Raw genomic sequence first — 21,423 nt, 5'->3', positions numbered from 1 at the left:
AGCATTATACAAAGGTGAATGATGAAGCCGTAAACATACTGTCTCAAAGTAAAAGAAGATTAACAAAACTTAAACTTTTTGCCAATTTTTTTGAAAATGTGGATATCATTTCCATCTACATTAAGACGGATATCATCCATAATCTTTTTCAGGAAAATAAGGGACTTGATTACAGTAAACTGGAATTGTTTCACCTGCAGTACACCGACAGTCTTATTGAACTTCTTACGAAAATAAAAAAACAGAAGGAAAATGACATGCTGGCCGTGATCAATGAAATAGAAATTAACAGGAAATATATTTCCGGATTCGAGGAAAAGCAGGCAGACGGTTTTGAGACCGATCGGAAAATATACAGCGGAAATTTCTCGCGTCACATGAAGAATTTATATCATGACCTCACGGAAAACAAATTCACGGTCAATTGGGAAGAGGTTTTATATTTCTATAAAAAATATGCTGCTGAGTTTTACAGATCAGAAGTTGATGAAGAACTGCTGAAACCAGGTAATTTTCCGGCTTACCGGTATCAGGACTATCAAATTGAAAGAAAGCTTTTGGGGAGACTTAATATTCAGAGCTTTAAGGTTCGTTTTGTGTGCGGTTTTGCGGTTTCGGGAAATGAATATGAACTGTTTAAAATTTTCCAGTCAGAAGATTTTTTCATCTTTGATATTGAAGGGCATAAGATGTATTTAGCGGATCCTAAAAAAATGGAAAAGCTGAATACGGCTCCCAACGAATCAAATCGCGGGATCATCATCAATCAGCTCAAAAAAAAGAACGAGGATCTTGAAGAAACAATGACTGAAAGGAAAAGAACATTACCCGATCAGGTGACAGCAGTCCTGAAAGATTATATTAAAAACCTCGAAAATATGGATGTGATGAGCAAAATGTTCGATATTAATGAAGAAACAAATATTCTGCGCGCAATGCTGAATTTAAATTTAAATAATAATTAACGACTTTTACAACTCGTAAAATATAAACAAACTAAACATAAAAAGATGGCTATTAACTTACAAAAAGGTCAACGGATAAACCTTACCAAGGAAAACGGAACTACTCTGACACAGGCGTGTGTAGGAATAAACTGGGGTGCAATTGAGAAAAAAGGTTTCTTCGGAGGGATAACTCGCGAGGCAGTAGACCTGGACGGAAGCTGTATTTTGTACGATTCTAATAAAAATGCAACGGAAGTTATTTATTTCGGGAATCTTAAATCTAAAAACGGTGCGGTTAAACACAGCGGTGACGATCTTACAGGTGATGTGAACGGTGACGACGGGCTGGACAATGAGGTGATTACCATAGATTTCAGCAGTCTTGATGCAAATGTAGAGCATGTTGCCCTGGTTCTGAACAGTTACAAAGGGCAGGACTTCGGAACAATTCCTTTTGCTTCAATCAGAATTTATGAAGGAACGCCTACCAATGTACGAGAAGTTTTTGCAAAATACGATATTGCCAATGATGCCTCTTTCAAAGGTCACGTTTCGATGGTAATGGGCGTTTTCTACCGAAGAAACAACGAATGGAAATTCAACGCAATCGGAGATCCTACAAAAGACAGAAAATTGCAGGAAACCATTGAAACCGTAAAACAAAATTATTTATAAAGATTAAGGTTCAATAGGAGCGGGCTTTAGCCTGCTTATAAAACAGGATTTCGATTCGGCTTTAGCCAAGGCCTATTGAATTTAATCTGAAAATATAATAAACTAACAGCAATATTTGTATTCGTACAGCTATTGCTTTTATCATTTTAACAACAACACATTAAAAGTGGGACAAAATACTAGCATTTTAGATCTTCATCCCGGTCTGGTTTGGGGATTTGCGGTAACCGTAGTTATCATGTTGCTCCTGGATTTAGGAGTTTTCAACAAAAAAAGTCATGAAGTTTCTTCCAAAGAAGCCACCATCTGGTCAATTGTCTGGATCTCGCTGTCAATGGTGTTTTCGGGAGTGGTGTACTGGGTGTACAATTCAGACCTGGGTCCCGGAAGCCATGCGCTTGCTGTAGAAAAATTTACACAGTATCAGGCTGCTTACTGGATTGAGAAGGCACTTTCGGTAGATAATTTATTTGTATTCATTCTTGTTTTCGGATTCTTCAAAGTTCCGAAATACCTTCATCACAAAGTGCTGTTCTGGGGAATTATTGGTGCGCTTATCTTCAGGGCAATCTTCATTTTTGCCGGAGTAGGATTGATCAATCTTACCTATCTTCCTGAAATGAATATTTTCGGGCACCCTGTGAAAATTAATGTTGTAATGACTTTATTCGGGCTGTTCCTCGTATATGCGGGAATCAAGTCCTGGGGTGATGGAGATGACGACGATGAGGAAGATTACAGCAATACGGCTGGAGCAAGGCTAATCAAAAGATTCTGGAAAGTTTCTGACAATTATGTGGGCGATAAATTTTTTACCGTTCAGAACGGAATGAAAATGGCGACTCCGCTTTTGGTAGTGGTGGCGGTAATCGAATTTACGGATGTGCTTTTCGCTGTGGATTCCATTCCTGCAATATTTGCTATCTCCAATGATCCGTTTATCCTTTATACATCAAATATTTTTGCGATTTTAGGATTAAGATCACTGTATTTCCTGTTGGCAAATTTTATTCACATGTTCAGCAAATTACCTTATGGACTGGCAGTTATTCTGTCTTTCATTGGAGTCAAGATGCTGATTGCACCATGGATTCATATTCCTTCTCCGGTTTCTTTAGGAATTGTAGGAGGTGTATTGATAATCTCCGTTATTTTATCCCTCATTTTCCCGGATAAAAAAGAAGAGAAGGAAAAGATAGAAGAATAATCTGTTATTCTAATAATATAGAAAGGCTTTACATTATTATGTAGAGCCTTTTTTATTTGAACGATGCCTCAATAAAAATTTCCACAAACAATTTCACACTTTCACACGCTCCAACCTACCTCTTATTTTAGGAGCTTAATCCGGCTCTCGCTACTCGCTTTTCCTGTTGTATTGGTAGCGGCGGCAAAGCCGCCGCTACCAATACAACAGGAAAGAGCTCAGACATGCCGCTCGATCCGGGCTAGGGTGGGATGGGAGTTAGAAGTTAGAAGTAAGAAGTAAGAGGTGAAAGTTTAGAAATGGAATATTCATCTTTAAGTTTTGGTTTAGGATTTATGATTTACGTTCATCCTTTCAAATTTCCAAACCTTCATAATTCAAAACTGCGGTAGATAACTTAGAGAACATCCCCTTATATCCTGCCTATCCTTCATCCATCACTCCCACCTCTCACTTTTCACTTTTTACTTTTTCCAGTTTATAAGTTAGCTTATCTTCTCTTTGACCAACCCCTGCTCCTTTCACGGGCACCCAACATCCCACCCCCATATACATATATATAGACCCACCCACTCTCTCTCCTTCGCAGTCTCCCATCTCCCTTCTCCCTTCTCACTTTTCACTTCTTACTTCTTACTTCTTACTTTCTCCCCTTATAGGCTTAAAATTATTCATGCATACAACCAGAGAGTTAAGGACAAAAATTGCGTAAACTTAAATTTTATGTTAAATAGATTTGGAATATAGGATAAAGAGTTGTTATCTTTGCCCCACTGAAAACGGAAGGAAGTAGGTAGCGCAGGAGAGGCCTTTCGGGGTTTAAAAAATAGAAGCTCTGAAAAGGGATACGAAAAAAAACTTTTACAAAATTTAATTAAAAAAATCTTGTAGGAATAAAAAAGATTTGTATCTTTGCAGTCCGGTAAAACGGGGAGCAGGAGTTGAGTTGAGGGATTGTTTAAGAGGGCTTAAGGTTACTAAAAAAACTTTAAAATTTTCTTCAAAAACATTTGGTCAATTCAGAAATATTTTTTACTTTTGCACTCGCAAATACGAAACGAAAACTGACAGAAGAAGTAGTTTGTAGGAAGCGAAAGAAATGAAGATCATTGACATACAATATAACAACCAAGTAAGGAAAAACTAAAGCGTTAAAAAACTTTGAGTGAGTCAAGACAAACATACAATGGAGAGTTTGATCCTGGCTCAGGATGAACGCTAGCGGGAGGCCTAACACATGCAAGCTGAGCGGTAGAGTATCTTCGGAGACTTGAGAGCGGCGTACGGGTGCGGAACACGTGTGCAACCTGCCTTTATCAGGGGGATAGCCTTTCGAAAGGAAGATTAATACCCCATAATATATAGAGTGGCATCACTTTATATTGAAAACTGAGGTGGATAAAGATGGGCACGCGCAAGATTAGATAGTTGGTGAGGTAACGGCTCACCAAGTCGATGATCTTTAGGGGGCCTGAGAGGGTGATCCCCCACACTGGTACTGAGACACGGACCAGACTCCTACGGGAGGCAGCAGTGAGGAATATTGGACAATGGGTTAGCGCCTGATCCAGCCATCCCGCGTGAAGGACGACGGCCCTATGGGTTGTAAACTTCTTTTGTACAGGGATAAACCTATTTACGTGTAAATAGCTGAAGGTACTGTACGAATAAGCACCGGCTAACTCCGTGCCAGCAGCCGCGGTAATACGGAGGGTGCAAGCGTTATCCGGATTTATTGGGTTTAAAGGGTCCGTAGGCGGATCTGTAAGTCAGTGGTGAAATCTCACAGCTTAACTGTGAAACTGCCATTGATACTGCAGGTCTTGAGTAAGGTAGAAGTGGCTGGAATAAGTAGTGTAGCGGTGAAATGCATAGATATTACTTAGAACACCAATTGCGAAGGCAGGTCACTATGTCTTAACTGACGCTGATGGACGAAAGCGTGGGGAGCGAACAGGATTAGATACCCTGGTAGTCCACGCTGTAAACGATGCTAACTCGTTTTTGGGTTTTCGGATTCAGAGACTAAGCGAAAGTGATAAGTTAGCCACCTGGGGAGTACGAACGCAAGTTTGAAACTCAAAGGAATTGACGGGGGCCCGCACAAGCGGTGGATTATGTGGTTTAATTCGATGATACGCGAGGAACCTTACCAAGGCTTAAATGGGAATTGATCGGTTTAGAAATAGACCTTCCTTCGGGCAATTTTCAAGGTGCTGCATGGTTGTCGTCAGCTCGTGCCGTGAGGTGTTAGGTTAAGTCCTGCAACGAGCGCAACCCCTGTTACTAGTTGCTACCATTAAGTTGAGGACTCTAGTAAGACTGCCTACGCAAGTAGAGAGGAAGGTGGGGATGACGTCAAATCATCACGGCCCTTACGCCTTGGGCCACACACGTAATACAATGGCCGGTACAGAGGGCAGCTACACAGCGATGTGATGCAAATCTCGAAAGCCGGTCTCAGTTCGGATTGGAGTCTGCAACTCGACTCTATGAAGCTGGAATCGCTAGTAATCGCGCATCAGCCATGGCGCGGTGAATACGTTCCCGGGCCTTGTACACACCGCCCGTCAAGCCATGGAAGTCTGGGGTACCTGAAGTCGGTGACCGTAAAAGGAGCTGCCTAGGGTAAAACAGGTAACTAGGGCTAAGTCGTAACAAGGTAGCCGTACCGGAAGGTGCGGCTGGAACATCTCATTTTAGAGCGTCTTAAAGACGATAAACAAAATTAGTACCGTAAGGTACATGTACTTACTTCAAAGTAAAGCTTTAGTTTTTTTATTGGTTGATTTATAAGGAAGGTAAAAAGTTAAAAGTAAAAAGATCCAAGTGTAAAATCAAGGAAGATAAAAATTACTCATTACCGATTACTTATTACTTATAAATATATTAAAAATAAAACCCACTAGAAATTAGTAACGGGAAAGAGATTGAGAAATGAATGAAGGTAATGCAGTATGAAAATATTACTTATTACTGATCACTTATTACTCATAACAGAGTCTCGTAGCTCAGCTGGTTAGAGCGCTACACTGATAATGTAGAGGTCGGCAGTTCGAGCCTGCCCGAGACTACTAATTAAAGTTTAAGGTTTAGAGTTTAGTTTTAGAGTTAAAACTCGGAACAAAAAACATAAAACCCGGAACACCTAGAGGGGGAATTAGCTCAGCTGGCTAGAGCGCCTGCCTTGCACGCAGGAGGTCAAGGGTTCGACTCCCTTATTCTCCACAGTTTTGGAAGATTGATTTAAAAGTTACGGATGGAGCCAAAAACAACATCTGTTCATCAGTCGGAAAAGAAGACATTAAGATCATTGACATTAACGGTAAAGACATCACAAAGAGAAAACCGAGCACTTATAAGTGCTTGAGTAACCTAAAAATAGGAAAGAAATCGTTAAGGGCGTATGGCGGATGCCTAGGCTTTCAGAGGCGAAGAAGGACGTGGTAAGCTGCGAAAAGCTCGGGGGATTGGCACACACGAATTGATCCCGAGATGTCCGAATGGGGCAACCCAATACATTGAAGATGTATTACTCTAATTTATTAGAGAGCAAACCCGGAGAACTGAAACATCTAAGTACCCGGAGGAAAAGAAATCGAAGAGATTCCGTAAGTAGTGGCGAGCGAAAGCGGATTAGCCCAAAAGTCTTTATATATTTAGAAGAACGTACTGGAAAGTGCGGCCATAGACGGTGATAGCCCGGTATTCGAAAGGTATATTAAGATGATAAATGAGTAGGGCGGGACACGTGAAATCCTGTCTGAATATGGGGGGACCATCCTCCAAGGCTAAATACTCCTGAAAGACCGATAGTGAACAAGTACTGTGAAGGAAAGGTGAAAAGCACTTCGAATAGAAGGGTGAAATAGAACCTGAAACCGTACGCCTACAAGCGGTCGGAGCAGATTAATTCTGTGACGGCGTGCCTTTTGCATAATGAGCCTACGAGTTAATTTTACTAGCGAGGTTAAGGACTTAAGGTCCGGAGCCGGAGCGAAAGCGAGTCTGAATAGGGCGCATAGTTAGTAGGATTAGACGCGAAACCTTGTGATCTACCCATGGGCAGGTTGAAGCTTTGGTAACACAAAGTGGAGGACCGAACCGGTTGACGTTGAAAAGTCTTCGGATGACCTGTGGGTAGGGGTGAAAGGCCAATCAAACTGGGAGATAGCTCGTACTCTCCGAAATGCATTTAGGTGCAGCGTCGTATATAAGTTTATTAGAGGTAGAGCTACTGATTGGATGCGGGGGTTTCATCGCCTACCAATTCCTGACAAACTCCGAATGCTAATAAATGTTCTACGGCAGTGAGGGCATGGGTGCTAAGGTCCATGTCCGAGAGGGAAAGAACCCAGACCAACAGCTAAGGTCCCCAAATATATGTTAAGTTGAAGCAACGCGGTTGGACTGCATTGACAGCTAGGATGTTGGCTTGGAAGCAGCCATTCATTTAAAGAGTGCGTAACAGCTCACTAGTCGAGCGGTCCGGCATGGATAATAATCGGGCATAAACATATTACCGAAGCTATGGATTTATAATTTATTATATCTGGTAGGAGAGCATTCTGTTTGCGCCGAAGCAGTATCGTGAGGTATTGTGGAGCGGACAGAAAAGAAAATGTAGGCATAAGTAACGATAAAGGGGCGAGAAACCCCTCACCGAAAGACTAAGGTTTCCTCAGCCATGCTAATCAGCTGAGGGTTAGTCGGGACCTAACGCGAACCCGAAAGGGGTAGTGGATGGACAATGGGTTAATATTCCCATACTTGCTCACACTAAAAAGGGGACGGTTCGATGTAGCTACTAAAGACGGACGGAAGTGTCAAGGCCTAGCCTTCGGGCGAAGCTGCTGTAGTGTAATCGGATCCAAGAAAAGCCGAAGTGAAGCAACCCGTACCAAAACCGACACAGGTGGTCGAGGAGAGAATCCTAAGGTGCTCGAGTGAGTCGTGGCTAAGGAACTAGGCAAAATAGTCTCGTAACTTCGGAAGAAGAGACGCCATCAGCAATGGTGGCCGCAGTGAAGAGGCCCAGGCGACTGTTTATCAAAAACACAGGACTCTGCTAAATCGAAAGATGCTGTATAGGGTCTGACACCTGCCCGGTGCTGGAAGGTTAAGGAAGGGCGTTAGCGTAAGCGAAGCGTTTGACTGAAGCCCCAGTAAACGGCGGCCGTAACTATAACGGTCCTAAGGTAGCGAAATTCCTTGTCGGGTAAGTTCCGACCTGCACGAATGGTGTAACGATCTGGGCACTGTCTCAGCCACGAGCTCGGTGAAATTGTAGTATCGGTGAAGATGCCGATTACCCGCAATGGGACGAAAAGACCCTGTGAACCTTTACTATAACTTCGTATTGACTTTGAGTAAGTAATGTGTAGGATAGGTGGGAGGCTTTGAAGCAGGCACGCTAGTGTTTGTGGAGCCAACGTTGAAATACCACCCTTTACTTACTTGGAGCCTAACTTCTTTAAAGAAGGACATTGCGTGGTGGGTAGTTTGACTGGGGTGGTCGCCTCCAAAAGAGTAACGGAGGCTTTCAAAGGTACCCTCAGCACGCTTGGTAACCGTGCGTAGAGTGTAATGGCATAAGGGTGCTTGACTGTGAGACCAACAAGTCGATCAGGTGCGAAAGCAGGACATAGTGATCCGGTGGTTCCGTATGGAAGGGCCATCGCTCATAGGATAAAAGGTACTCCGGGGATAACAGGCTAGTCTCCCCAAGAGCTCACATCGACGGGGAGGTTCGGCACCTCGATGTCGGCTCGTCACATCCTGGGGCTGGAGAAGGTCCCAAGGGTTGGGCTGTTCGCCCATTAAAGTGGCACGCGAGCTGGGTTCAGAACGTCGTGAGACAGTTCGGTCTCTATCTATTGCGGGCGTTAGATGTTTGAGAGGGCTTGATTCTAGTACGAGAGGACCGAATTGAACAAACCTCTGGTGTATCAGTTGTACCGCCAGGTGCACCGCTGAGTAGCTATGTTTGGAAGAGATAAACACTGAAAGCATATAAGTGTGAAACTCGCCTCAAGATGAGACATCTTTTAAGGGTCGTGGGAGATGACCACGTTGATAGGCTACAGGTGTAAAGTTGGTAACAGCATAGCCGAGTAGTACTAATTACCCGTAGATTTATAGCCTATTCATAAGTAATGAGTAATAGGTAATGAGCAATCATGCTTATCATAACTTAGCTTAAGTATTTATAAGTGCAATACTGGTTTTGCCTTTGTGATGAAATTTACCGATAAAAACGGTTCAAGGTTCAATGTTTAAGATTCAAGGTTAAAAACTTTGAACATTAAAGAAAAAAAACCTTACACCTATATACAACCTTTAGGGTGGTTTTAGCGGTGGGGCTCACCTGTTCCCATTCCGAACACAGAAGTTAAGCCCACCAGCGCCGATGGTACTGCGAAAGCGGGAGAGTAGGTCGCCGCCAGTTTTTTTACAAACCTCATACAGCAATGTGTGAGGTTTTTTTGTTTTTATAGCCTAGGTTGATAGCTATAAACTCTCTTTTGAATAATAATTATTATCATTCAAAAAACTTGTTCATTATCCTTATCTATACTCCTTATTGTATTACTTAAATAAGCGTTTGAAGCTATATAGTAAAATAAGGCTAATATATAGTGGTCCTATCATATTTTAAGGCCTTAATTCATTTTCTACACAGCGATAATAGAAGATGTTTTAATAAAATTTTCTTTATCTTTTTCAAAATAAGCTCTATATAATCTACTTAAAAATTTATATCAATTGAGTTCCTCGACTTATTTTATTCTTTTTGTCTGATAATCTGCTCATATCCTTCCGGAACAATAAACTTTCTAAAAAGTCTGGAATAAGGAATTTGAAATTAATGATTGAAGATCCTATTGTTCTCATTAGTACTGCAGAGATTGATTAATGGTCTGGAAGCCTACTCGATTGTCTGTTTACTTCCGGGGCTCATTTATCTATCTGTTCTTGTATGTTTGACATCCTGAAAGGATTTAAATGGTAATGATAGAGTAATGATAGAGTAATAATTATGACATACTATTTTCCAATCAATATAGATATTACCATTATTTTACTTCTTATAACCATTAATTTAGAATAATAGAATAAGATAATTTTAATCTTTTTTTTAGCAGTAAATGTATCCTTATGTTTGCTAAATGCTAAATGCTAAATGCTAAATGCTAAATGCTAAATGCTAAATGCTTCCAGTTATTTTTCATGTAAAAAAATGCATCAAAAAATTAATTCCAGAATAATTGATCAATGTGGATAAATGCAAGTTCGGTTCTAAGTTAAATAATATCAATGTCTTAAATACCGAAATTTCCCACAATCAGTATTCAATATGAATTTTATGTTAAATAGATTTGGAATATAGGATAAAGAGTTGTTATCTTTGCCCCACTGAAAACGGAAGGAAGTAGGTAGCGCAGGAGAGGCCTTTCGGGGTTTAAAAAATAGAAGCTCTGAAAAGGGATACGAAAAAAAACTTTTACAAAATTTAATTAAAAAATCTTGTAGGAATAAAAAAGATTTGTATCTTTGCAGTCCGGTAAAACGGGGAGCAGGAGTTGAGTTGAGGGATTGTTTAAGAGGGCTTAAGGTTACTAAAAAAACTTTAAAATTTTCTTCAAAAACATTTGGTCAATTCAGAAATATTTTTTACTTTTGCACTCGCAAATACGAAACGAAAACTGACAGAAGAAGTAGTTTGTAGGAAGCGAAAGAAATGAAGATCATTGACATACAATATAACAACCAAGTAAGGAAAAACTAAAGCGTTAAAAAACTTTGAGTGAGTCAAGACAAACATACAATGGAGAGTTTGATCCTGGCTCAGGATGAACGCTAGCGGGAGGCCTAACACATGCAAGCTGAGCGGTAGAGTATCTTCGGAGACTTGAGAGCGGCGTACGGGTGCGGAACACGTGTGCAACCTGCCTTTATCAGGGGGATAGCCTTTCGAAAGGAAGATTAATACCCCATAATATATAGAGTGGCATCACTTTATATTGAAAACTGAGGTGGATAAAGATGGGCACGCGCAAGATTAGATAGTTGGTGAGGTAACGGCTCACCAAGTCGATGATCTTTAGGGGGCCTGAGAGGGTGATCCCCCACACTGGTACTGAGACACGGACCAGACTCCTACGGGAGGCAGCAGTGAGGAATATTGGACAATGGGTTAGCGCCTGATCCAGCCATCCCGCGTGAAGGACGACGGCCCTATGGGTTGTAAACTTCTTTTGTACAGGGATAAACCTATTTACGTGTAAATAGCTGAAGGTACTGTACGAATAAGCACCGGCTAACTCCGTGCCAGCAGCCGCGGTAATACGGAGGGTGCAAGCGTTATCCGGATTTATTGGGTTTAAAGGGTCCGTAGGCGGATCTGTAAGTCAGTGGTGAAATCTCACAGCTTAACTGTGAAACTGCCATTGATACTGCAGGTCTTGAGTAAGGTAGAAGTGGCTGGAATAAGTAGTGTAGCGGTGAAATGCATAGATATTACTTAGAACACCAATTGCGAAGGCAGGTCACTATGTCTTAACTGACGCTGATGGACGAAAGCGTGGGGAGCGAACAGGATTAGATACCCTGGTAGTCCACGCTGTAAACGATGCTAACTCGTTTTTGGGTTTTCGGATTCAGAGACTAAGCGAAAGTGATAAGTTAGCCACCTGGGGAGTACGAACGCAAGTTTGAAACTCAAAGGAATTGACGGGGGCCCGCACAAGCGGTGGATTATGTGGTTTAATTCGATGATACGCGAGGAACCTTACCAAGGCTTAAATGGGAATTGATCGGTTTAGAAATAGACCTTCCTTCGGGCAATTTTCAAGGTGCTGCATGGTTGTCGTCAGCTCGTGCCGTGAGGTGTTAGGTTAAGTCCTGCAACGAGCGCAACCCCTGTTACTAGTTGCTACCATTAAGTTGAGGACTCTAGTAAGACTGCCTACGCAAGTAGAGAGGAAGGTGGGGATGACGTCAAATCATCACGGCCCTTACGCCTTGGGCCACACACGTAATACAATGGCCGGTACAGAGGGCAGCTACACAGCGATGTGATGCAAATCTCGAAAGCCGGTCTCAGTTCGGATTGGAGTCTGCAACTCGACTCTATGAAGCTGGAATCGCTAGTAATCGCGCATCAGCCATGGCGCGGTGAATACGTTCCCGGGCCTTGTACACACCGCCCGTCAAGCCATGGAAGTCTGGGGTACCTGAAGTCGGTGACCGTAAAAGGAGCTGCCTAGGGTAAAACAGGTAACTAGGGCTAAGTCGTAACAAGGTAGCCGTACCGGAAGGTGCGGCTGGAACATCTCATTTTAGAGCGTCTTAAAGACGATAAACAAAATTAGTACCGTAAGGTACATGTACTTACTTCAAAGTAAAGCTTTAGTTTTTTTATTGGTTGATTTATAAGGAAGGTAAAAAGTTAAAAGTAAAAAGATCCAAGTGTAAAATCAAGGAAGATAAAAATTACTCATTACCGATTACTTATTACTTATAAATATATTAAAAATAAAACCCACTAGAAATTAGTAACGGGAAAGAGATTGAGAAATGAATGAAGGTAATGCAGTATGAAAATATTACTTATTACTGATCACTTATTACTCATAACAGAGTCTCGTAGCTCAGCTGGTTAGAGCGCTACACTGATAATGTAGAGGTCGGCAGTTCGAGCCTGCCCGAGACTACTAATTAAAGTTTAAGGTTTAGAGTTTAGTTTTAGAGTTAAAACTCGGAACAAAAAACATAAAACCCGGAACACCTAGAGGGGGAATTAGCTCAGCTGGCTAGAGCGCCTGCCTTGCACGCAGGAGGTCAAGGGTTCGACTCCCTTATTCTCCACAGTTTTGGAAGATTGATTTAAAAGTTACGGATGGAGCCAAAAACAACATCTGTTCATCAGTCGGAAAAGAAGACATTAAGATCATTGACATTAACGGTAAAGACATCACAAAGAGAAAACCGAGCACTTATAAGTGCTTGAGTAACCTAAAAATAGGAAAGAAATCGTTAAGGGCGTATGGCGGATGCCTAGGCTTTCAGAGGCGAAGAAGGACGTGGTAAGCTGCGAAAAGCTCGGGGATTGGCACACACGAATTGATCCCGAGATGTCCGAATGGGGCAACCCAATACATTGAAGATGTATTACTCTAATTTATTAGAGAGCAAACCCGGAGAACTGAAACATCTAAGTACCCGGAGGAAAAGAAATCGAAGAGATTCCGTAAGTAGTGGCGAGCGAAAGCGGATTAGCCCAAAAGTCTTTATATATTTAGAAGAACGTACTGGAAAGTGCGGCCATAGACGGTGATAGCCCGGTATTCGAAAGGTATATTAAGATGATAAATGAGTAGGGCGGGACACGTGAAATCCTGTCTGAATATGGGGGGACCATCCTCCAAGGCTAAATACTCCTGAAAGACCGATAGTGAACAAGTACTGTGAAGGAAAGGTGAAAAGCACTTCGAATAGAAGGGTGAAATAGAACCTGAAACCGTACGCCTACAAGCGGTCGGAGCAGATTAATTCTGTGACGGCGTGCCTTTTGCATAATGAGCCTACGAGTTAATTTTACTAGCGAGGTTAAGGACTTAAGGTCCGGAGCCGGAGCGAAAGCGAGTCTGAATAGGGCGCATAGTTAGTAGGATTAGACGCGAAACCTTGTGATCTACCCATGGGCAGGTTGAAGCTTTGGTAACACAAAGTGGAGGACCGAACCGGTTGACGTTGAAAAGTCTTCGGATGACCTGTGGGTAGGGGTGAAAGGCCAATCAAACTGGGAGATAGCTCGTACTCTCCGAAATGCATTTAGGTGCAGCGTCGTATATAAGTTTATTAGAGGTAGAGCTACTGATTGGATGCGGGGGTTTCATCGCCTACCAATTCCTGACAAACTCCGAATGCTAATAAATGTTCTACGGCAGTGAGGGCATGGGTGCTAAGGTCCATGTCCGAGAGGGAAAGAACCCAGACCAACAGCTAAGGTCCCCAAATATATGTTAAGTTGAAGCAACGCGGTTGGACTGCATTGACAGCTAGGATGTTGGCTTGGAAGCAGCCATTCATTTAAAGAGTGCGTAACAGCTCACTAGTCGAGCGGTCCGGCATGGATAATAATCGGGCATAAACATATTACCGAAGCTATGGATTTATAATTTATTATATCTGGTAGGAGAGCATTCTGTTTGCGCCGAAGCAGTATCGTGAGGTATTGTGGAGCGGACAGAAAAGAAAATGTAGGCATAAGTAACGATAAAGGGGCGAGAAACCCCCTCACCGAAAGACTAAGGTTTCCTCAGCCATGCTAATCAGCTGAGGGTTAGTCGGGACCTAACGCGAACCCGAAAGGGGTAGTGGATGGACAATGGGTTAATATTCCCATACTTGCTCACACTAAAAGGGGACGGTTCGATGTAGCTACTAAAGACGGACGGAAGTGTCAAGGCCTAGCCTTCGGGCGAAGCTGCTGTAGTGTAATCGGATCCAAGAAAAGCCGAAGTGAAGCAACCCGTACCAAAACCGACACAGGTGGTCGAGGAGAGAATCCTAAGGTGCTCGAGTGAGTCGTGGCTAAGGAACTAGGCAAAATAGTCTCGTAACTTCGGAAGAAGAGACGCCATCAGCAATGGTGGCCGCAGTGAAGAGGCCCAGGCGACTGTTTATCAAAAACACAGGACTCTGCTAAATCGAAAGATGCTGTATAGGGTCTGACACCTGCCCGGTGCTGGAAGGTTAAGGAAGGGCGTTAGCGTAAGCGAAGCGTTTGACTGAAGCCCCAGTAAACGGCGGCCGTAACTATAACGGTCCTAAGGTAGCGAAATTCCTTGTCGGGTAAGTTCCGACCTGCACGAATGGTGTAACGATCTGGGCACTGTCTCAGCCACGAGCTCGGTGAAATTGTAGTATCGGTGAAGATGCCGATTACCCGCAATGGGACGAAAAGACCCTGTGAACCTTTACTATAACTTCGTATTGACTTTGAGTAAGTAATGTGTAGGATAGGTGGGAGGCTTTGAAGCAGGCACGCTAGTGTTTGTGGAGCCAACGTTGAAATACCACCCTTTACTTACTTGGAGCCTAACTTCTTTAAAGAAGGACATTGCGTGGTGGGTAGTTTGACTGGGGTGGTCGCCTCCAAAAGAGTAACGGAGGCTTTCAAAGGTACCCTCAGCACGCTTGGTAACCGTGCGTAGAGTGTAATGGCATAAGGGTGCTTGACTGTGAGACCAACAAGTCGATCAGGTGCGAAAGCAGGACATAGTGATCCGGTGGTTCCGTATGGAAGGGCCATCGCTCATAGGATAAAAGGTACTCCGGGGATAACAGGCTAGTCTCCCCAAGAGCTCACATCGACGGGGAGGTTCGGCACCTCGATGTCGGCTCGTCACATCCTGGGGCTGGAGAAGGTCCCAAGGGTTGGGCTGTTCGCCCATTAAAGTGGCACGCGAGCTGGGTTCAGAACGTCGTGAGACAGTTCGGTCTCTATCTATTGCGGGCGTTAGATGTTTGAGAGGGCTTGATTCTAGTACGAGAGGACCGAATTGAACAAACCTCTGGTGTATCAGTTGTACCGCCAGGTGCACCGCTGAGTAGCTATGTTTGGAAGAGATAAACACTGAAAGCATATAAGTGTGAAACTCGCCTCAAGATGAGACATCTTTTAAGGGTCGTGGGAGATGACCACGTTGATAGGCTACAGGTGTAAAGTTGGTAACAGCATAGCCGAGTAGTACTAATTACCCGTAGATTTATAGCCTATTCATAAGTAATGAGTAATAGGTAATGAGCAATCATGCTTATCATAACTTAGCTTAAGTATTTATAAGTGCAATACTGGTTTTGCCTTTGTGATGAAATTTACCGATAAAAACGGTTCAAGGTTCAATGTTTAAGATTCAAGGTTAAAAACTTTGAACATTAAAGAAAAAAACCTTACACCTATATACAACCTTTAGGGTGGTTTTAGCGGTGGGGCTCACCTGTTCCCATTCCGAACACAGAAGTTAAGCCCACCAGCGCCGATGGTACTGCGAAAGCGGGAGAGTAGGTCGCCGCCAGTTTTTTTACAAACCTCATACAGCAATGTGTGAGGTTTTTTTGTTTTTATAGCCTAGGAGAAAGTGAGAAGTGGACAGTAAGAAGTGAGAAGTAAGAAGTGAGAAGTAAAATGTGAGAAGTGAGATTTGGATGTTCAGTGTTTAATGTTCAGCGTTCAGAATTTAAAGTTTAAAGTTTAAAGTTTAGGACTTGTTAAGGTTTAAGTTAAGATTCAGGTATCAAGTTTAAGCCGTACTTAAAGTACCAATCATGAATTTTATCCATACTTTATTACTCATTACCAATTACTCATTACTCATATAAAGATAGTACCACTGGCGGTCGTTATGGCAACTGCCCTAGCCTCGATAGCAGCGGCTACCCCACAGCAGGCATGGAAAGAAGGGCCTTACGCCCGGAAAGCTAAGGTGCGAGGAGTAATAGCGGATAGCGAGATCAAGCTCCTGAAAAAGATAGCAAAATTGTTTCTAATAAAGTTTTATATATAATAATCATACTATTATTATGTATCATATTTTAGCAACTTATTGATTTTAACCCGTGTTTTTAGAGAAACTTTATACGCTTCTTCTCTTAGTCTTTGTATTTTGCCTACAGGCTGAAATAAAGCTTTACTTTCATAAGGGTTAAATGACAAAAGCTCGTTTTCACAAGAAGCAGGATTAAGAAGGTTGTCTTTCCCGATCTTTAATTCTCCGATTTTAATAAATGGTGAATTTTTCCATTCAACATTCAGCTGGTTAATTGGTTGATCTTTTATATCATAGCAAAATTGAACATATACATTAGCTGTGAACGCTCTTGATTTCAGATATTCTTCAACTGCTTGTTTCATCTTTTTGTTTTTATTAAATTTTTTATCAACAAATTGCGGAGCCAATTTAATCTTAACCATATAGTCTCCGAGACGATAAGCACCAACCGAATGAAAGTCGAATGAAAGAATAAAGTCATTTCTTTTATGAAAAAGCTTAAAGAGATTCTTTATAAAGGAAGGTGTACATGTAGACGGGATTACTTTAGCAATTTGTGCAAGTAAAGAAAAGCTGCTCCATTTTTTAATATAAAACTGATTTATTGAAGTAAATAATTTCAGAAAAGTACAAACTGAATTGATGGGAAATAATGGGAAATTTACCAATGGATAATTGGCAATAAGATTACCTTGCTCATCTTTTATTTTTACTGCAAAACCGTAAGCCGGAATCTCTTTTTTACCTTTGATGATTTTCAGGTGTGCATTGGAAAGTCGGATGGTAAGATCGTACACTTTCTTATCAAAAATATGCTGAAGTTTTGGAGAAATATTTTCACTAATTATGAATTTTCCATTTGCAACGGCATAAGTTTTGGCATGGGCATTTCTGGTAGCGTAATTTACATCGCTTAATGAAGCGGACTGTTCCACAAAATCAGAAATACTTTTCTTATTGATTTCAAAAAGTATTTTTTCTTCGTCAGTCAGCTTATCATAGTCTCTATTATATTTCAATGGATCTGGCATCAGTTTTTAAATCCAATTATAGCGCCAACTTTCGGAAAAGCTGTTAACATAGTATTAAACATACTTGAATTTTCTGAAGAGTAACAATTCATCAATACCTCAATATTATTGACTTCTGTTTTTCAGATTTAAAAAACTTCACATATCTGATCTCCTGCTTCCGGTTCTAAAGTCTTATCTTTGTAAAAAATATCAATTATGGGCGTAGCAGATATGTTATTTAAAAGAAAGAAAGAACAGGCAGAGAAAAACCTGAAAGATGGTAAGGAATATATGGAAGAATATGGTAAGAGAGAAACAGTTGTTCAGTTACCAAGCGGCTTGCAGTATGAAATTATAAAAGATGGCGAGGGCGAAAAACCGGGTCCGAGGTCTACTGTAAAATGTCATTATCACGGAACAACTATTACAGGAAAAATCTTTGACAGTTCTGTAAAAAGAGGAACACCTGCATCCTTTCCGTTAAATAAGGTAATTGCCGGATGGACAGAAGCGCTTCAGCTGATGCCTGTAGGAAGTAAATGGAGACTGATTATCCCACCACATTTAGCGTATGGGGATCAGCAGATCAGCAAAGAAATCGGACCAAACAGTACTCTTATTTTTGAAGTGGAACTTCTTGAGATTAAATAAATATTATTTAAAATAAACTTAAAATTTACCTGTATCCCGGGTAAATTTTTTTATTTCCGTATATTAGTATTGGTATTGATTTGTATTTTTTTACTTATCTCAGTAATTGTAATGGAATGAGGAATTTATTTTATTTTTTATTTTTTTCATGCGTTTTGACATCATGTGTTTCAAAGAAGAATCAGGTAATCAGGCAAAATATCCTTACCCTTAAGGATAGTTATTGTAAAGCACCTTTTAAATACAATTATTCCAAGACAATTTCTTCCTATAATTCAGATTCTATTCTTGCAGCCAATAAAGATCTTAAAGAAAATTTTTCAGATCAGAGCATTTTAATTTTGAATGCTTTGGACAATCTTGATGAAGTTCATGAGATCATGAAACTTAAAAAGGATAATTCACTAGCTTCTCAGGTAAAAGTTTTACAACTCAAAACAAAGATCAACAGTAAAATAACCATTGCATTAACAGAGCTTGACGCGGTGGCTGCAGAATTTGATTGTGAAGGGGAAAGAGTAGCACAAATCGGCGCATACGTAGATAACCTTAATGATTCTCGAAATAATAAACTGATTCTTTATTCTATAGTTGCCGGAGCAGCAGCTTCCATTGCCGGAGGTATCGTTAAAGATAATGGTTGGAGTAATGCAATAGACATTGGTGGTGGTGCACTCGGAGCTGGTTTTGGTTTGGCAACTTTAAATCCAAAAGGTAGAAAAGTAGAATTTATCCACCAGCGAAATCTTTTACGGGATGTATGGAATGAAAAATTAGAATCACCGAACTTTCCGCCTTTTGTCTGGTATATGTATACGGAAAAGAAATTTTCTAATAAAGAAAAACATTCTATTATCAGCAGTATGAAAGAACGATGGCTGCATTATCAGTTTGACGATAATAAGCTTAAAGCAGACCAGTCGGTCATTTTTAGTGACGGCGGTTATTACAGATCCAATGATCTTCATAACCGTGCGGCAATGCTCAATCAAATGCAGTCTGCAACAAGAACGATTAATCAAAGTATCAACTACCTCCTTTTAGATTTAGATAAACTTATTCTTTAAGAAAAACTAAACTGTAATAAAATTTGTTACATTTAAAAAATTCTGTATATTTGTAATATAATTACGATGAACAACACAAGATTTGCCACGGCAATACATATTATGACTTTATTGGCGGAAAGTCCTCAGGAATGGCTCACTTCCGAATGGATGGCGGGAAGTATTAATATTAATCCTGTTATTGTTCGAAAAGAACTGAGTGTTCTGAAAGAAGCAGGACTGATTATCAGCAGACAGGGAAAGGAAGGGGGAAGCCGGATCGCAAAAAATGCCGATATCATAAAAATATCAGATATTTATCTGGCCGTGAAAAATACGGAAGTACTGGGAAAGAAAAACAACAATCCTAATCCTGCATGTTCCGTAGGGAAAGAAATTAATGAACATTTGCAGACATTGTTTTCTGAGACGGATCAGCTGGTTCTTACGTTTTTGGGTAATAAAACGCTTCAGGAATTTCTTGACCATTTCAAATAAAAAATTTTGAGCATAAATGTAACAAAATATATTACAATTAATTTAAAAATAAATATTATGAAAAAAGTAGCAGTAATTGGCGCTACAGGATTTGTAGGCACACAGGTCGTGAATGAATTGTCAAACAGAGGTTATGAAGTGGAGGCTATCGCAAGAGATGCTTCAAAAGTTCAGCAAAATGAAAAGGTAAAAGCAAAAAGTGTTGATGTAAATAATATCGACGAACTGGCAGAAGTATTGAAGGGTAATGATGCAGTAATCAATACTTTTAATGCAGGCTGGACAAATCCTAATCTGTATAATGATTTTCTTAACGGATCTATCAACATCGAAAAAGCTGTTGAACAATCAGGTGTTAAAAGATTTATTACCGTAGGTGGAGCAGGAAGTTTATATATTGATGGTAAACAATTGGTGGATGGACCGGATTTCCCTGCCGAAATTAAACCGGGCGCTACTGCCGCAAGAGATTATTTAAATAAAATTAAAGAAAATAGTACACTGGATTGGACTTTCTTCAGTCCTGCCATTGAAATGCATCAGGGAACAGCAGGTGTGAGAACCGGAAAGTACAGAACCGCCCTGGAAAATCCTGTATTTGATGAAAACGGAAGAAGTGTTCTTTCGGTAGAAGATGTAGCGGTAGTGCTTGTAGATGAACTTGAACAGAACAATCATATCAGAGAACGTTTTACGGCAGCTTATTAAATGATTTTCCATGAAAAAATTTCGGCGGCACCTTTGGTGCCGCCGAAATCCTGTCAATATAAATAATCATAAAATTATAAATTCATAAACAGCTTCGGATTCACCGGGCTGTTGTTTTTATGTACTTCATAATGAAGGTGGGGCCCTGTGGAGCGGCCGGAATTTCCGGACTTGGCAATCACCTGACCTACTTTTACCTTATCATTTACTTTCGCAACCAGTTGAGATAAATGGCCGTAAAGTGTTGCCAAACCATTGCCATGAGAAACAATAACACAGTTGCCATAACCACCTTTCTGACCTGAGAAAATGACCGTTCCTGCAGCAGTTGCTACAACATCAGAACCAAAAGCGACTGCAATATCCAGTCCTTTATGAAACTGCATCTGATCTGCTTCAGCGGGAGGATTATTTTTTTCTGCCGGTTTGGTATTTGCTGCAATAGCTGAAGATGTATTTGTGGCAGCAGCTGTAGAACTGGCTTTTGGCGTTACCATTACCTTTACCTGTCGTTTTTCGCCGTAGCTGTCGGTTACTTCAATAATCTTTTCCACAGGTTCCGCTTTCACTTCAGGAGCTGCAATGGCAACGGCCGATGTTGCGGTATTGTTTTTTACGGAAGCAAAAACGGTTTTAAAAGGAATAGGATTTTTTCTGATTCCGAAATTAGACGAAATATACCCTTCCGTAGGCATTCCTAAAGGAACCTGAAGAAGTTTTTTTTGAATGTCCATCAGATACTGGCTGTACCGGTTGGCTTGTTTCGCGAGATAAACGGAATTGGAAATACTGTCTTTTTTAAGAACCTCCAGCTTTACATTCGGCACATCCTTTGATTTCAGGAAAGAATTGAGCTGTGCTACAGTCTGATCTACCAAGGTAAGATCCGTCTTCATTTTTAAGTAATCTACACTGTCTTTTTCAGTGTTTATTTTTACAAGGTTCACCTCATAGTTTTTGTCGTCCTTTTCGGAGTACAACTTTGCAATGAAGATCCCCTGTGCAAAAACGATAAGTAAAAGAACTCCTAAAAGTACATTTACTTTCTTTTTGCTGCTCAGAAATTTTTTCATTTTTCTTCTCTTAGTATAATTACAAAACGATTTTAAGCCTGCAAAT

General features: G+C 41.0%; 9 protein-coding genes, 4 tRNA genes and 6 rRNA genes. 17 read left to right on the top strand and 2 right to left on the bottom strand.

Annotated features, from left to right (window positions below; genetic code table 11):
* Positions 1 to 14: 14 nt before the first annotated feature.
* From M0D58_RS07660 to rrf (M0D58_RS07600), 13 genes are all read left to right on the top strand, one after another.
* On the top strand, positions 15 to 965 hold the full coding sequence (locus M0D58_RS07660; protein WP_248394714.1) for a hypothetical protein: 951 nt from the start codon (positions 15 to 17) through the stop codon (positions 963 to 965).
* 45 nt (positions 966 to 1,010) lie between these two features.
* Positions 1,011 to 1,622: a TerD family protein gene (locus tag M0D58_RS07655; protein ID WP_248394712.1), complete on the top strand. Its 612-nt coding sequence runs from the start codon at positions 1,011 to 1,013 to the stop codon at positions 1,620 to 1,622.
* 238 nt (positions 1,623 to 1,860) lie between these two features.
* Positions 1,861 to 2,829: a TerC/Alx family metal homeostasis membrane protein gene (locus M0D58_RS07650; RefSeq protein WP_248394964.1), complete on the top strand. Its 969-nt coding sequence runs from the start codon at positions 1,861 to 1,863 to the stop codon at positions 2,827 to 2,829.
* Between the two features lie 1,183 nt (positions 2,830 to 4,012).
* Positions 4,013 to 5,529, top strand: a 16S ribosomal RNA gene (locus M0D58_RS07645).
* A gap of 300 nt (positions 5,530 to 5,829) precedes the next feature.
* Positions 5,830 to 5,903 (top strand) — tRNA-Ile (locus M0D58_RS07640).
* 80 nt (positions 5,904 to 5,983) lie between these two features.
* Positions 5,984 to 6,057, top strand: a tRNA-Ala gene (locus M0D58_RS07635).
* A gap of 158 nt (positions 6,058 to 6,215) precedes the next feature.
* Positions 6,216 to 8,972, top strand: a 23S ribosomal RNA gene (locus M0D58_RS07630).
* Positions 8,973 to 9,169: 197 nt separating this feature from the next.
* Positions 9,170 to 9,277 (top strand): 5S ribosomal RNA (rrf, locus tag M0D58_RS07625).
* A gap of 1,377 nt (positions 9,278 to 10,654) precedes the next feature.
* Positions 10,655 to 12,171, top strand: a 16S ribosomal RNA gene (locus M0D58_RS07620).
* Between the two features lie 300 nt (positions 12,172 to 12,471).
* Positions 12,472 to 12,545: transfer RNA gene (locus M0D58_RS07615), tRNA-Ile, on the top strand.
* A gap of 80 nt (positions 12,546 to 12,625) precedes the next feature.
* Positions 12,626 to 12,699 (top strand) — tRNA-Ala (locus M0D58_RS07610).
* Between the two features lie 158 nt (positions 12,700 to 12,857).
* Positions 12,858 to 15,613 (top strand): 23S ribosomal RNA (locus M0D58_RS07605).
* Positions 15,614 to 15,809: 196 nt separating this feature from the next.
* Positions 15,810 to 15,917: ribosomal RNA gene (gene rrf / locus M0D58_RS07600) — 5S ribosomal RNA — on the top strand.
* Together the 16S, 23S and 5S rRNA genes with 4 tRNA genes alongside form the textbook arrangement of a ribosomal RNA operon.
* A 500-nt stretch (positions 15,918 to 16,417) precedes the next feature.
* Here the strand turns inward: rrf (M0D58_RS07600) and M0D58_RS07595 are convergent.
* Entirely contained in the window at positions 16,418 to 17,419 is a 1,002-nt protein-coding gene (locus M0D58_RS07595) for a catalase family protein (protein WP_248394710.1), read from the bottom strand.
* 198 nt (positions 17,420 to 17,617) lie between these two features.
* Here M0D58_RS07595 and bamJ point away from each other — a divergent pair, with 198 nt between their 5' ends.
* From bamJ to M0D58_RS07575, 4 genes are all read left to right on the top strand, one after another.
* Positions 17,618 to 18,052, top strand: a complete 435-nt coding sequence (gene bamJ, locus M0D58_RS07590; RefSeq protein WP_248394708.1) for a BamJ family beta-barrel-assembly machinery protein — start codon at positions 17,618 to 17,620, stop codon at positions 18,050 to 18,052.
* Positions 18,053 to 18,168: 116 nt separating this feature from the next.
* On the top strand, positions 18,169 to 19,119 hold the full coding sequence (locus M0D58_RS07585) for a hypothetical protein (RefSeq protein WP_248394706.1): 951 nt from the start codon (positions 18,169 to 18,171) through the stop codon (positions 19,117 to 19,119).
* 66 nt (positions 19,120 to 19,185) lie between these two features.
* Complete coding sequence (locus tag M0D58_RS07580) at positions 19,186 to 19,596, top strand: Rrf2 family transcriptional regulator (protein ID WP_248394704.1); 411 nt, start codon at positions 19,186 to 19,188, stop codon at positions 19,594 to 19,596.
* Between the two features lie 57 nt (positions 19,597 to 19,653).
* On the top strand, positions 19,654 to 20,304 hold the full coding sequence (locus tag M0D58_RS07575) for an NAD(P)-dependent oxidoreductase (RefSeq protein ID WP_248394702.1): 651 nt from the start codon (positions 19,654 to 19,656) through the stop codon (positions 20,302 to 20,304).
* A 74-nt stretch (positions 20,305 to 20,378) separates the two neighbouring features.
* On the opposite strand, the gene M0D58_RS07570 is transcribed toward M0D58_RS07575, so the two are convergent.
* Entirely contained in the window at positions 20,379 to 21,377 is a 999-nt protein-coding gene (locus M0D58_RS07570) for a M23 family metallopeptidase (protein WP_248394700.1), read from the bottom strand.
* Between the last annotated feature and the right edge of the window lie 46 nt (positions 21,378 to 21,423).

Source organism: Chryseobacterium nepalense (assembly GCF_023195755.1).
Lineage (GTDB): Bacteria > Bacteroidota > Bacteroidia > Flavobacteriales > Weeksellaceae > Chryseobacterium > Chryseobacterium nepalense.
This window is presented reverse-complemented; position numbering and strand designations above follow the sequence as displayed.